This window comes from Streptomyces albidicamelliae, assembly GCF_025642175.1.
GTDB lineage: Bacteria > Actinomycetota > Actinomycetes > Streptomycetales > Streptomycetaceae > Streptomyces > Streptomyces albidocamelliae.
Genome location: NZ_CP106795.1, coordinates 5,355,195 through 5,368,595, shown reverse-complemented (window position 1 = coordinate 5,368,595; position 13,401 = coordinate 5,355,195). Strand labels below are relative to the sequence as shown.

10 protein-coding genes are annotated in these 13,401 nt (G+C 68.7%); 5 read left to right on the top strand and 5 right to left on the bottom strand.

From position 1 onward, the window contains the following. Positions 1-29 precede the first annotated feature (29 nt). On the top strand, positions 30-2,162 hold the full coding sequence (locus N8I86_RS24640) for a S9 family peptidase (protein WP_263278738.1): 2,133 nt from the start codon (positions 30-32) through the stop codon (positions 2,160-2,162). Positions 2,163-2,272: 110 nt separating this feature from the next. Here the strand turns inward: N8I86_RS24640 and N8I86_RS24635 are convergent, their stop codons facing one another. From N8I86_RS24635 to N8I86_RS24615, 5 genes are read right to left on the bottom strand one after another with little or no spacing between them, the layout of a single operon-like run. Further along, a complete protein-coding gene (locus N8I86_RS24635; RefSeq protein ID WP_263278737.1) occupies positions 2,273-3,364 on the bottom strand; it encodes an ABC transporter ATP-binding protein in 1,092 nt (363 codons plus the stop codon). After that, positions 3,348-4,331 (bottom strand): ABC transporter ATP-binding protein, encoded by a 984-nt coding sequence (locus tag N8I86_RS24630; RefSeq protein ID WP_263278736.1) that lies wholly within the window; start codon positions 4,329-4,331, stop codon positions 3,348-3,350. Before N8I86_RS24630 ends, N8I86_RS24635 begins: the two co-directional genes overlap by 17 nt. Before the next feature lie 7 nt (positions 4,332-4,338). Next, positions 4,339-5,319: an ABC transporter permease gene (locus N8I86_RS24625; protein WP_263278735.1), complete on the bottom strand. Its 981-nt coding sequence runs from the start codon at positions 5,317-5,319 to the stop codon at positions 4,339-4,341. Then, positions 5,312-6,235, bottom strand: coding sequence for an ABC transporter permease (locus N8I86_RS24620; RefSeq protein ID WP_073889236.1), 924 nt, complete (start codon positions 6,233-6,235; stop codon positions 5,312-5,314). The genes N8I86_RS24625 and N8I86_RS24620 overlap by 8 nt, the downstream gene beginning before the upstream one ends. A gap of 5 nt (positions 6,236-6,240) precedes the next feature. Continuing rightward, the gene (locus N8I86_RS24615; protein WP_263278734.1) at positions 6,241-7,863 is read right to left on the bottom strand and encodes a peptide ABC transporter substrate-binding protein; all 1,623 of its coding nucleotides are present in this window, start codon (positions 7,861-7,863) and stop codon (positions 6,241-6,243) included. A gap of 507 nt (positions 7,864-8,370) precedes the next feature. On the opposite strand from N8I86_RS24615, the gene N8I86_RS24610 reads away from it, so the two are divergent. The 4 genes from N8I86_RS24610 to N8I86_RS24595 all read left to right on the top strand — a co-directional run bounded on the left by N8I86_RS24610 (position 8,371) and on the right by N8I86_RS24595 (position 13,397). Beyond that, positions 8,371-9,399 (top strand): ABC transporter permease, encoded by a 1,029-nt coding sequence (locus tag N8I86_RS24610; protein WP_185091252.1) that lies wholly within the window; start codon positions 8,371-8,373, stop codon positions 9,397-9,399. 80 nt (positions 9,400-9,479) lie between these two features. Beyond that, the gene (locus tag N8I86_RS24605) at positions 9,480-11,237 is read left to right on the top strand and encodes an ABC transporter substrate-binding protein (protein WP_073889231.1); all 1,758 of its coding nucleotides are present in this window, start codon (positions 9,480-9,482) and stop codon (positions 11,235-11,237) included. Positions 11,238-11,332: 95 nt separating this feature from the next. Continuing rightward, positions 11,333-12,313 carry an ABC transporter permease gene (locus tag N8I86_RS24600; RefSeq protein ID WP_073889230.1) on the top strand — a complete coding sequence of 327 codons (981 nt, stop codon included), beginning with the start codon at positions 11,333-11,335 and terminating at the stop codon, positions 12,311-12,313. A gap of 46 nt (positions 12,314-12,359) precedes the next feature. Then, positions 12,360-13,397, top strand: a complete 1,038-nt coding sequence (locus tag N8I86_RS24595; protein WP_073889228.1) for an ABC transporter ATP-binding protein — start codon at positions 12,360-12,362, stop codon at positions 13,395-13,397. Positions 13,398-13,401 lie beyond the last annotated feature (4 nt).

Sequence of the window (13,401 nt, the reverse complement as noted above, 5' to 3'; positions counted from 1 at the left end):
AGGGGGCGCATGGCCAATATGGTCGGGGTATGACGACCGAGCCTGACTCCTTCCCCCGTCGGCACGCCCGGACCCAGCGGTTCACGCTCGGCGCGCCGCGTGCGTTCACCGTGGCGCCCGACGGTTCACGTGTCGCGTTCCTGCGTTCCGGCTCCGGCACGGACCGGGCCAACTCCCTGTGGGTGCTGGACCTGCCGGAGGGCGGTGAGCGCCTCGCGGCCGACCCGGGCGCCCTGCTCGGCGGTGCCTCGGAGGAGCTGTCCGCACAGGAGCGGGCGCGCCGGGAGCGCAGCCGCGAGGGCGGTGCCGGCATCGTCGGCTACGCCACCGACGCCACCGTGGAGTTGGCGTCTTTCGCCTTGTCAGGGCGGCTCTTCACGGCCGAGCTGCGGGCCGGCACGGCACGTGAACTCCGGGTTCCGGGGCCGGTGATCGACCCGCGTCCGGCCCCGGACGGCCGGCACGTCGCGTATGTCGCGCGGGGCGCGCTGCGGGTGGTGGGCGCGGAGGGCGAGGGCGACCGGGCGCTCGCCGAGCCGGAGTCGGAGCACGTCACCTACGGCCTCGCGGAGTTCGTCGCGGCCGAGGAGATGGGGCGTTCACGGGGCTTCTGGTGGGGTCCCGACGGGCGCCGGCTGCTCGTCGCGCGGGTGGACGACACGCCGGTGCGGCAGTGGTGGATCGCGGACCCGGCCAACCCCGGAAGTGAGCCGAACCACGTCAGGTACCCCGCGGCGGGCACCCCGAACGCCGACGTACGCCTGTTCGTGCTCGGCCTCGACGGGGAGCGCACGGAGGTCGCGTGGGACCGGTCCCGCTATCCGTACCTGGCCCATGTGCACTGGTCGGAGGCGGGTGCGCCGCTGCTGCTGGTGCAGGCGAGGGACCAGCGCAGCCAGCTGTTCCTGGCGGCGGACCCGGACACGGGCGCGACCCGGATGGTGCACGCCGACGAAGATCCAACATGGCTGGAACTTTTCCCTGGAGTGCCCTGCTGGAGCCCCTCCGGGCAGCTCGTCCGGATCGCGGACGAGGGCGGCGCACGCCGTCTCGCGGTCGGGGAACGGCCGCTGACCAGCGGGCAGTTGCACATTCGTGCGGTACTGGACGTGGGTGCGCACGACGTACTCGTTTCCGCCTCGGCGGGAGAGGAGGCGGAGACGCCCGAGACCGGCGAGATCCACGTGTACCGGGTGAACGAGCTGGGCGTGGAGCGCGTGTCGCGGGAACCCGGTGTCCACACGGCGGTCCGGTCCGGCGAGGTGACCGTGCTGCTGTCCGCGGCCCTGGACAGGCCCGGCACCGGTGTCCAGGTGCTGCGTGACGGAAAACCGGCGGCCACTGTCCGCTCGTACGCCGAAGATCCCGGTATGTCCCCCCGAGTGACCCTCACCGAGGGGGGCGCACGCCGAATTCCGTGCGCCGTGCTTATGCCACGGGACTACCACGGAGACACTCCCCTGCCGGTGCTCCTTGACCCCTACGGCGGTCCGCACGGCCAGCGGGTCGTGGCCGCCCACAACGCCCATCTGACCTCGCAGTGGTTCGCCGACCAGGGCTTCGCGGTGGTCGTCGCCGACGGCCGGGGCACCCCGGGCCGCTCACCGGCCTGGGAGAAGTCGATCCGGGACGAGGTCGCGGCCACCGTCCTGCAGGACCAGGTCGACGCGCTGCACGCCCTCGCCGACCGCTACCCGCTGGACCTGGACCGGGTGGCCGTACGGGGCTGGTCCTTCGGCGGCTACCTGGCCGCGCTCGCCGCGCTGCGCCGCCCCGACGTCTTCCACGCGGCGGTGGTCGGCGCGCCGGTCACCGACCTGCGGCTGTACGACACCCACTACCAGGAGCGCTACCTGGGCCACCCGGACGAGCAGCCGGAGGTCTACCGCCGCAACTCGGTGATCGACGACGCCGGCCTGGTCGATCCCGCCGAGCCGCACCGGCCGATGATGATCATCCACGGCCTGGCGGACGACAACGTGGTCGTCGCCCACTCCCTGCGGCTCTCCTCCGCCCTGCTGGCGGCCGGCCGCCCGCACGAGGTCCTGCCGCTGTCCGGGGTGACGCACATGACCCCGCAGGAGACGGTCGCCGAGAACCTGCTGCTGCTTCAGGTGGACTTCCTGCGGCGCGCACTGGCGCTGCCGGGCTCACCCGGGTGAACCGCGTTTACACGCAGGCAACTTGACGGAAGCGGTACCGATATACGGACACGGAAGGCTGATCAGCGTACGGCCGTGCGGGTGCCGTGGGCGGGCCGGGATGCACCATATCATCCCGGCCCGTCGCCGTTCGCCCGGCCCGGCGTGCCCGATCGCGGCGGCCCCTCCTCGGGCGGCACCACCCGCTTCTCCTCAGCGAAGTGGCAGGCCGAGTCGTGCGCCGCGGGGCCCCGGGTGTCACGGAAGACGGCGGGCACCGCGAGGGCCGGCACCTCCCGGGCGCACCGCTCCTGGGCCTTCCAGCAGCGGGTGCGGAACCGGCAGCCGGAGGGGATGTTCGTCGGCGAGGGCACGTCGCCCGCGAGGAGGATCCGCTCGCGGTGCTCCCGGGCCTCCGGGTCGGGGACCGGTACCGCCGACAGCAGCGCCTGGGTGTACGGATGGGTGGGGTGGTCGTAGATCTCGGCGTCCCTGCCGATCTCCACGATCCGGCCGAGGTACATGACGCCGACCCGGTCCGAGATGTGCCGGACGATCGACAGGTCGTGCGCGATGAAGACGTAGGAGAGGTCGAACTCCGCCTGGAGCCGGTCGAGCAGGTTGACCACCTGGGCCTGCACCGAGACGTCCAGGGCGGACACCGGCTCGTCGGCGACGATGACCTCGGGGCGCAGCGCCAGTCCCCGTGCGATGCCGATGCGCTGACGCTGGCCGCCGGAGAACTGGTGCGGGTAGCGGTTGATGTACTCCGGGTCGAGGCCGACCACGTCCAGCAGTTCCTGGACCCTGCGGCGCCGCTCGCCCTTCGGTGCCGCCTCGGGGTGGATGTCGTACGGCTCCCCCACGATGTCGCCCACCGTCATCCGGGGGTTGAGCGAGGTGTACGGGTCCTGGAAGACCATCTGGATGTTGCGGCGCACGGCCTTCAGGGCCCGCCCGGACAGCCGGGTGATGTCCTCGCCCTTGAACCGGATGGCGCCCGCCGTCGGCCGCTCCAGATGGCAGAGCAGCTTCGCGACCGTGGACTTGCCGCAGCCCGACTCCCCGACGATGCCGAGGGTCTCGCCCCGGCCGAGGGCGAAGTCGACGCCGTCCACCGCCTTCACCGCTCCCTCGTGCTTGCGGAACACGACGCCCCGGGTCAGCGGGTAGTGCTTGACGAGGCCGCCGACCTCCAGGATCGGCTCAGTGGTCGGCGCCATCGAGGCACTCCCTCCAGAAGTGGCAGGCGCTGCCCCGCACTTCGGACACCTCGTACAGCGCGGGCTCGTCGGTGCGGCACACGTCGCGGGCCATCGGGCAGCGCGGGTGGAAGGAGCAGCCCGGCGGGATGCGGGTCAGGTTCGGCGGGAGTCCCTTGATGGCGTACAGCTCCTGCCCCTTCTGGTCCAGGCGCGGGATGGAGTCCAGCAGCCCCCGGGTGTAGGGGTGGGCCGGGGCCTTGTAGATGTCGTGCACGGGCGCGGACTCGACGATCTTCCCCGCGTACATCACCGCGATCCGGTCGGCGACGTCCGCGACCACCCCTAGGTCGTGCGTGATGAGGATGAGCCCCATGCGGTACTCGCGCTGCAACTCCGCGAGCAGGTCCATCACCTGGGCCTGGACGGTGACGTCCAGCGCGGTGGTGGGCTCGTCGGCGATGACGAGCGCCGGCTCCAGGGACAGCGCCATCGCGATCATGATGCGCTGGCGCATGCCGCCGGAGAACTGGTGGGGGTAGTCGCGCGCCCGCTGGGCGGCGGCCGGGATGCGCACCCGGTCCATCAGCTCGACGGCCCTGGCCCGGGCGTCCTTCTTCGACGCACCCCGGTGCACGACGAACATCTCCGCCAGCTGGTCCCCCACGGAGAGCACCGGGTTGAGGGCCGACAGCGCGTCCTGGAAGATCATCGCCATCCGTGCGCCGCGGATCCGGCGCCGCTCCTCCTCCTTGAGCGTGAGCAGGTCCTGCCCCTGGAAGAGGATCCGCCCGCCGGTGATCCGCGCGGGCGGTGTGTCGAGGATGCCCATCACCGCCTGCGCGGTCACCGACTTGCCGGAGCCGGACTCGCCGAGCACCGCCAGCGTCTCGCCCGCGTCCACGCCGTAGCTCACCCCGTTGACGGCGTGCGCGACGCCGTCCCGGGTGCGGAACTCCACCTTCAGATCGCACACTTCGAGCAGCACGGCACCCTCACCTCAGCTTCGGGTCGAGGGCGTCGCGGACCGCGTCGCCGAGCATGATGAAGGCCAGGACGGTGACGGCCAGGGCTCCCGAGGGCCACAGCAGGGCGTGCGGGGCGTTGCGGATGTACGGGGAGGCGGCGGAGATGTCGATCCCCCAGGAGACGCTGGGCGGTTTGAGGCCGACGCCGAGGTAGGACAGGGTCGCCTCCAGGGCGATGTAGGTGCCGAGGGCGATGGTCGCCACGACGATCACCGGCGCGACGGCGTTCGGGGCGATGTGCCGGAGCAGGATCCGGGAGTCGGAGGCGCCGAGGGCGCGGGCGGCCTGCACGTAGTCGTTCTGCTTGGCGGTGATGACCGAGCCGCGGGCGATGCGCGAGATCTGCGGCCAGCCGAGCAGCACCATGAACCCGATGACCGGCCAGACCGTATTGCTGGTCACCACGGAGAGGAGGACGAGACCGCCGAGGACGACCGGGATGGCGAAGAAGATGTCGGTGACACGGGACAGCAGCGAGTCCCAGATCCCGGTGAAGTAGCCCGCGAGTCCGCCGAGCACCGACCCGAGGACGGCCACACCGAGCGTGGCCAGCACACCGACCGTGACCGAGGTGCGGGCGCCGTACACGGTGCGCGTGTAGACGTTGCAGCCCTGGCCGTCGTACCCGAAGGGGGCACCCGGCCCCGGCCCGTCCTGGGCCTTGGCGAGGTCGCACTGGAGCGGGCTGCCGGAGGCGATCGCCGACGGCCACAGGGAGATGAAGACCAGGAACAGGATGACGAGGCCGGAGAGGATGAAGACCGGGTTGCGCCGCAGGTCCCGCCAGGCGTCGGACCACAGGGAGCGCGGCTTGCCCTGCGCTCCCGTCCCCTCGTGCCCTCCGGGCGGCCCTTCGAGGGTGGCCGCCTCGCTCGCCCCGAGGTCCATCGCGCCGCCCATCCCGGTCCCCGCGATCGCGCCCTCGGGCTCGTACGGCTGCTCAGGCATAGCGGATCCTCGGGTCGAGTACGGCGTAGAGCAGGTCGACGAGCAGGTTGGCGACGAGGAAGACCAGGACGAGCACGGTCACGAAGCCGACGACCGTCTGGGTGTTCTGCCGCAGGATGCCCTGGTAGAGCTGGTAGCCGACGCCGTGGATGTTGAAGATCCGCTCGGTGACGATCGCGCCGCCCATCAGCGCGCCGATGTCGAAGCCGATGAAGGTGACCACCGGGATCAGGGAGTTGCGCAGCAGGTGCCGGGTGATGACGCGGTGCCGGGGCAGGCCCTTGGCGATCGCCGTGCGGACGTAGTCGGCCCGCTTGTTCTCGGCGATGGAGGTACGGGTGAGCCGGGTGACGTAGGCCAGCGAGACGGAGGCGAGGACCAGGCCGGGCACGATCAGCTCGTCGAAGCTCGCCGCCGGGGAGACGGAGGGCTTGATCCAGCCCCACTCGACGCCGAGCAGCAGCTGGAGGAGCAGGCCGGTGACGAAGGTGGGGACGGAGATGACGACGAGGGTCAGGACGAGGACCGAGGTGTCGACGGGCCGGCCGCGCCGCAGTCCGGTCACCACGCCGAGGGCGATGCCGACAACGATCTCGAAGAGGATCGCGACGATCGTGAGCCGGATGGTGACCGGGAACGCCGTGGCCATCAGCTCGGTGACCGGCTGGCCGTTGAACGCCGTCCCGAAGTTCCCGGTGAAGACGTTCCCCATGTAGGTCAGGTACTGCTGCCACAGCGGCTTGTCGAGGCCGAACTCCTTCTTCAGCTGGGCGGCCGTGGCCGGGTCGCAGGAGCGCTCACCGCACAGCCCGGCGATGGGGTCGCCCATCACGTTCACCATGAGGAAGATCAGCAGGGTGGCCCCGATGAACACCGGGATCATCTGGAGCAGCCGTCTGGCGACGTAGCGTCCCATGCCGCTCAGCCGACCTTGATCTCGTTGTACACCGGCACGCTGAAGGGGTTCAGGGCCACGTGGGACAGCCGGGCGGAGTAGCCGGCGCTGCCGTTCTGGTACCAGAGCGGGACGGCAGCCATGTTGTCCCGCACCACGCCCTCGGCCTGCTGGAAGAGCGCGATCGCCTTGGGGGTGTCGCTCTCGGCGTTGGCCTCGTCGACGAGCCGGTCGAACCGCTTGTCGGACCACTTGCCGTCGTTGGAGGAGGCGCCCGTGTAGTACAGCGGCTGCAGGAAGTTCTGGATCAACGGGTAGTCCATCTGCCAGCCGGCCCGGAAGGGACCGGACATCCTGTGCTGGGAGATCTGGTTGCGGAAGTCGGCGAAGGTGCCGACCGGGTTGCCGACGCAGGCCGTGTCGTTGCCGAGCGCGTTGTTGATGGAGTTGCACACGGCGTCCACCCACTGCTTGTGCGAGCCGGAGTCCGCGTTGTAGGTGATCTTCAGTCGGCCGCCGGGGATGCCGCCGCCCTCCTCGATCAGCTTCTTCGCCGCGACCGGGTCGTACTCGCAGGCGGGGCCGCACAGGCCGGCCTTGAAGCCGCCGTCGACGCCGAGGACCGGGGAGGTCCAGTCGGTGGCGGGGGTGCGGGTGCCGCGGAAGATGGTCTCGGTGATCTGCTTCCGGTTGATGGCCATCGACAGGCCGGTGCGGACCTTCCGGGCCCCGGCGGTGTTCCACTTCGGGTCGTAGAACGGGAAGGCGAGGGTCTGCAGGATGCCGGCCGGGGTGTTGATGTAGCGGCCGTCCAGGTCGGTCTCGACGTTCTTGAGCTGGGCCGCGGGCACGTCGTCGACCAGGTCGAGGTTGCCGGCCAGCACGTCGGTGTACGCGGTGCTGGTGTCGGTGTAGACCAGCAGGCTCACACCGTCGTTGCGGGCGCGGTCGGGGCCCGGGTAGGCATTCCACTTCCGCAGGGCCATGGCGGAGCCCTTGGTGTACGACTGGACCTGGTACGGCCCGTTGCCGACCGGCCTGCTCACCCAGGCCGCGTGATCGGTGAAGAACGCGCGGGGCAGCGGGGCGAAGGCGACGTAGCCGAGGGTGTCGGGGAAGCTGGAGAACTTCTGGTTGAGCCGGACGGTGAACGTGCGGGGGCCGGTGACCCGGAGCCCCGACAGGGTGTCGGCGGTCTGGGCGCCGCTGTCGGGGTGGACCTTGTCGTAGCCCTCGATGTAGCCGAAGAAGTAGGCGTTCTTCTGGTTGTTGCGCAGGCTCGCGCCGTAGTTCCACGCGTCGACGAAGGAGCTCGCGGTGACCGGCTCACCGTTGCTGAACCGCCAGCCGTCCTTGACGGTGACGCGGAAGTTCCGCGAGTCGGTGGTGTCGATCCGCTCGGCGAGCATGTCGGTGGCCTTGCCCGTTTTCGGGTCGTACCGCTTGAGGCCGCGGAAGATCATGTCGAGCACCTTGCCGCCCTGCACCTCGTTGGTGTTGGCGGGCTCCAGCGGGTTCTGCGGGTCGCCCCAGGAGGAGGTCAGGGTGCCGGGACCGCCGATGCCGCTCGCGCCGCTTCCGCAGGCGACGGCGAGGAACACCAGGGCGAGCGCGCCGGCGGTCCGCCCCACAGGCCCGGTTCCCCGCATGGCGTGCCTCCTCCGTGACTATTGATTCATTAACGGTCAATATCACGAATAAGGGACAGAAGGGCATGTTCCGCTGGGCCGACGGGCCGGAACTCAGCCGGATGCACGCCCGGCGATCCGCCCCCGGCGGGAAATCGGGCACCCTCGCCGACCGACGGAGGCCGCACCCGGTGGATCTTGGTCCGGAAGCGCAATAGATCTTCGGGCAACGATGCCGAAACGTTGGATTGCGACGCGTCGATGTACGCATTTCGACATACCACCGTCCGCATATCGAACTTGTTGCCCGAATAGTCCAGTTGGTCCGATGTGAAGCACGGATTGATTACGGGGCGCTACCCGCGTAGCTACGGAACAGTCAAGTACGAGCAAAGAAGGTAAATAGACAACCAAGCCGACCGAGAATTTATTGACCTTGAATGAATTGCGTTGAAAAAGTCCGGCGTAGCCCGTAGGGGAGCGCCCTGCGGAGTCATCTCTGACCCACCCTTGGGCCGCAGGAGCACCATGACCCTCCCAACTCCATCTACGGCTGTCCCCCTCGAGGTGACCGACGAGTCCGCCGCGAAGTCGATCACTTCCGGCGACTCGAAGGGCAGCGAGGGGCGTTCTCCGGGACGACTTGCCTGGAAGCGCTTCAAGCGTGACCGGACGGGTGTCATATCCGCCTGCATCGTGATCTTCTTCTTCGTGATCGGCATCGCTGCGCCGCTGATCTCGAAGCTGTACGGCAAGGACCCGTACACCACCTACGCGAGCCAGGACCCGAGCCTGCTCGACGCCTTCTCGTACCCCGCGGGCCCCAACGGCGGCATGAGCTCCGACTTCTGGTTCGGCATCGAGCCGCAGCTCGGCCGGGACGTCTTCAGCTTCCTGCTCTACGCGATCCGCAACTCGCTGGGCATCGCGGCCGCGGCCACGGTCCTCACCACGGTCGTCGGCGTCGTGGTCGGCGTCACGGCGGGCTACCTCGGCGGCAAGACGGACTACCTCGTCGGCCGGTTCATCGACATCCTGCTGTCGTTCCCGTCGACCCTGTTCTTCATCGCGTTCATGCCCGTCGTCTACGGCATCTTCGTCAAGCCGGACGACAACATCCCGACCGGACTGGTCGTCCTCTCCCTGATCGTCGTGCTGTCCGCCTTCGGCTGGGCGTCCATCGCCCGACTGCTGCGCGGCCAGGTACTCGGTCTGCGCGAGCGTGAGTTCGTCGAGGCGGCGAAGGTCACGGGCGCGTCTCCGATGCGCATCGTGTTCAAGGAGTTGCTGCCCAACCTGTGGACTCCGATCATCATCCAGTCCACGCTCATGCTTCCGGCGTACGTGACCGCCGAGGCCGGTCTGGCCTTCCTCGGCGTCGGCGTCACCGACCCCACCCCCGACTGGGGCGTGATGATCGGCCGCGGCGCCACGTTCTACACCGAGGACATCACCTTCATGCTCTTCCCGGGCCTCGCCATGGTGATCTTCGTCCTCGCCTTCAACCTGCTCGGCGACTCCGTGCGTGACGCACTCGACCCGAAGTCGAAGCGGTAGCAACGCAGTTCCACCCGGCCCGGGGCGGTGACACCCGGCTGGTCCCGTCTGTTCCGATCAATCCTCTAGGCAGGCTCAGCATGTCCTTTTCTCGTCGAAACTTCCTGATCGCCACCGGTGTGGTGGCCGCCTCCTCCTCGGTGCTGAGCGCCTGCAGCAGTGGCTCGAAGAGCTCCGGCCACGACAACGTGCCCTCGGTGAGCGACTCCAAGGCCGTCAACATCCCGGTCGGCACCAAGGCCGACTCGACCGGCCCGGCTCCCGAGGTCAAGGACGCGGTCAAGGGCGGGACCATCTACTCGCTCGACCAGTTCGACATGGACCACATGGACCCGGCCCAGATCTACGTCTCGACCGAGGGCGCCATCACCGTCCCGATCATGCGTGGTCTGACCGGCTACAAGCTCGACGAGAAGGGTGGCTGCACCCTCGTCGGTGACGCGGCCACGGACGCCGGCACCATGAAGAACGGCGGCAAGACCTGGTCGTTCACCATCAAGGACGGCATCAAGTGGGAGGACGGCTCCGACCTCTCCATGGACGACGTCCGCCACACCTTCGAGCGCCTCTTCGCGTCCTTCGTGACCGAGGGTCCGCGCTACGTCCAGCAGTGGCTGGTCGGCGGCGACAAGTACAAGGGCCCGTACAGCGGCAAGGAGCTCGACTCGATCGAGATCTCCGGCAAGACGATCACCTTCCACCTCACCGAAGCGCGCGCCGACTTCAACTACACCCTGGCGATGCGCGGCTACTCCCTGGTGCCCAAGAAGCACGACACCAAGGAGAAGTACGACAAGCGCCCGTTCTCCTGCGGCCCGTACAAGATCGGTGACCGCAAGATCGGCAAGTCGCTGACCTACGTGCGCAACGACCACTGGGACGCGAAGACGGACCCGATCCGCAACGCCTACCCGGACAAGTACGTCTTCCAGTTCGGCTTCGAGCTGATCGCCTCCACCGACCGCTACATGGCGGACAAGGGCAACGACCAGTACACGATGTCGATCTTCAACGAGGTCGCCCCGGAGCGCATCGCGCAGGTCCTCACCAACGCGAAGCTCAAGCAGCGCGTCCTCACCCAGGTCGACACGGTCACGTACTACTGGCCGATCAACATGACCCGCATCAAGGACGTCAAGGTCCGCCAGGCCATCAACTGGGCGTGGCCGCACCAGCAGCTGCAGACCATCCGCGGCGGCAAGGCGTCCAGCGAGCTGGCCACCACCATCCTCAGCCCCGTGACCCCGGGTTACGAGAAGTTCGACCTCTACGGCACGGACAAGAAGCCCGGTGGCGACCCGGCCAAGGCCAAGGCCCTGCTGAAGGAGGCCGGCAAGGTCGGCCAGAAGCTGGTCATCGCCTACCAGCACTCCGACAACGCCGTGAAGTCCGCCGTCGCGATCAAGAACGCCCTCGAGGCCGCCGGCTTCCAGGTCGTCAACAAGCAGGTCGACAAGTCGACCTTCTACACGCAGATCGGCAAGGTCGACAACGAGTTCGACCTGTTCGCGGCCGGCTGGAGCCCGGACTGGCCGAACGGCTACTCGGTCTTCTACCCCTGCTGGAGCGGCAAGAACATCGGCGACGGCCGCAGCAACTACGCCCAGCTGAACGACCCGAGCGTCAACAAGGCGATCGACGCCGCGTCGAAGATCGCCGACCCGGACAAGGCCAACAAGGCCTGGGGCAACGTCGACCGCCAGATCATGGAGCTGGCGGCGGTCGTCCCGGACTACCACTCCATCCGTAACTGGATGTACGGGTCGAAGGTCGGCAACGTCGTGTTCGACGCCGGCAACACCTGCATCGCGCTCTCGAAGCTCTACGCCAAGAAGTAAGAGCGCACGACCCCCGGGGGCGGCCATGACCTGGCCGCCCCCTCCGGCCCACCCCTCACCCCGGCGACGGCGCCCCGTCCGGAAAGTCACGCCCCATGTTCCGCTTCCTTGTCCGCCGAGTCCTCGGCGCGCTGGTCATCTTGTTGATCATCAGCGCAGTCACCTTCTGGCTCTTCTACGCCATCCCGCGTGACCCCGCCATGATGTCCTGCGGCAAGAACTGCACGCCTGACATGCTCAAGCAGGTGCGGCACAACCTGGGCATCGACCACCCGGTCCCGGTCCAGTACTGGTACTGGCTCAAGGGCATCTTCGTCGGACGCAGCTACGGCGACTTCGGCGACTGCAGCGCGCCGTGCCTCGGCTACTCGTTCGCCAACCGCGAGCCCGTCCTCGGCACGATCCTGGACCGGCTCCCGCTGACCCTCTCCCTCGCCTTCGGCGCGGCCGTGGTCTTCCTCGTCTTCGGCGTCGGCGCCGGCATGATCGCCGCCCTCAAGCAGGGCAAGTGGCAGGACAAGGCGGCCAGCTCCGCCTCGCTGGTCGGCTCCTCGCTGCAGATCTACTTCGTCGGGTACATCGCGATGTACTTCCTCGTGTTCAAGCTCGGCATCCTCGACAACCCGTCGTACACGCCGATCACCGAGGACCCGATGTCCTGGGCCTCCGGCCTGCTGCTGCCCTGGCTGGTCCTCGCCATCATCTTCACCGCGAACTACACGCGTATGGCGCGCTCGCAGCTCGTGGAGCAGCTCACCGAGGACTACGTCCGCACGGCCCGCGCCAAGGGTCTCTCCCGCCGCAACGTCTTCTTCCGCTTCGCCTGGCGTGGCGCGATGGGCCCGATCGTCACCATCTTCGGTGTCGACCTGGGCACCCTGATCGGTGGCGCGATCATCACCGAGTCCGTCTTCAGCCTCCAGGGCGTGGGCCGGCTCGCGCTCGACGCCGTGAACAAGAGCGACCTGCCCATGGTGCTCGGCGTCACCCTCCTGTCGGCCGGCGCGATCGTGATCTTCAACATCATCGTGGACGCCGTCTACGCCCTCATCGACCCGCGGATCCGGCTCGCCTGACCTCCGCCACACCCCCTACCCCTCGCATCACCCCAGGAGCGTCCCCGTGACGAGCACCGATCAGCAGCCGTTCCTCTCCATCAGGGACCTCAAGGTCCACTTCTCCACCGAGGACGGCGTCGTCAAGGCCGTCGACGGGCTCAGCTTCGACCTGATCAAGGGCAAGACCCTCGGCATCGTGGGTGAGTCGGGCTCGGGCAAGTCCGTGACGAACCTGACGATCCTGGGCCTGCACGACCGCGACCGCACCGCCATCGAGGGCGAGATCCTCCTCGACGGCAAGGAGCTGCTCACGGCCACCGAGAAGGAGCTGGAGCGGCTCCGCGGCAACAAGATGTCCATGATCTTCCAGGACGCGCTGGCCTCGCTGTCGCCGTACCACACCATCGGTACGCAGATCGGCGAGACCTACCGCAAGCACACGGGCTGCTCCAAGTCCGAGGCCCGCAAGCGCGCCATCGAGATGCTGCGCCGGGTCGGCATCCCGCAGCCGGACATGCGGGTCGACGACTACCCGCACCAGTTCTCCGGCGGTATGCGCCAGCGCGCGATGATCGCGATGGCGCTGGTGTGCGACCCCGAGCTGCTGATCGCGGACGAGCCGACGACCGCGCTGGACGTGACCGTGCAGGCCCAGATCATGGACCTGCTCAAGGACCTCCAGCAGGAGTTCGGCACCGCCATCATCTTCATCACCCACGACCTCGGCGTCATCGCCGACATCGCGGACGACGTCCTGGTGATGTACGGCGGCCGGTGCGTGGAGCGCGGCACGAAGAAGGAGGTGCTCGGCGACCCGCAGCACCCCTACACGGTGGGCCTGCTCAACTCGATGCCCAGCCTGAACGGGTCGGTGGACATCCCGCTGACGCCCATCCCGGGCTCGCCGCCCTCGCTGCTCAACCCGCCGACCGGGTGCCGCTTCCACCCTCGCTGCGCCTTCGCGGAGAAGGTGGAGGGCGGTCTGTGCTCCACCGAGCGCCCCCTGCTCGAGGTCCTGGACGGCCGTGGTTCCGCGTGCCACCTCACGCCGGAGCAGAAGCAGGAACTCTTCGCCGACTTCGCCGCGACCCCGCACAACTGACGGA

Coding starts and splice junctions, on each gene's coding strand:
- N8I86_RS24610 (WP_185091252.1), top strand. CDS start 8,371: ATGACCCTCCCAACTCCATCTACGGCTGTCCCCCTCGAGGTGACCGAC.
- N8I86_RS24605 (WP_073889231.1), top strand. CDS start 9,480: ATGTCCTTTTCTCGTCGAAACTTCCTGATCGCCACCGGTGTGGTGGCC.
- N8I86_RS24600 (WP_073889230.1), top strand. CDS start 11,333: ATGTTCCGCTTCCTTGTCCGCCGAGTCCTCGGCGCGCTGGTCATCTTG.
- N8I86_RS24640 (WP_263278738.1), top strand. CDS start 30: ATGACGACCGAGCCTGACTCCTTCCCCCGTCGGCACGCCCGGACCCAG.
- N8I86_RS24625 (WP_263278735.1), bottom strand. CDS start 5,319: ATGCCTGAGCAGCCGTACGAGCCCGAGGGCGCGATCGCGGGGACCGGG.
- N8I86_RS24615 (WP_263278734.1), bottom strand. CDS start 7,863: ATGCGGGGAACCGGGCCTGTGGGGCGGACCGCCGGCGCGCTCGCCCTG.
- N8I86_RS24620 (WP_073889236.1), bottom strand. CDS start 6,235: ATGGGACGCTACGTCGCCAGACGGCTGCTCCAGATGATCCCGGTGTTC.
- N8I86_RS24635 (WP_263278737.1), bottom strand. CDS start 3,364: ATGGCGCCGACCACTGAGCCGATCCTGGAGGTCGGCGGCCTCGTCAAG.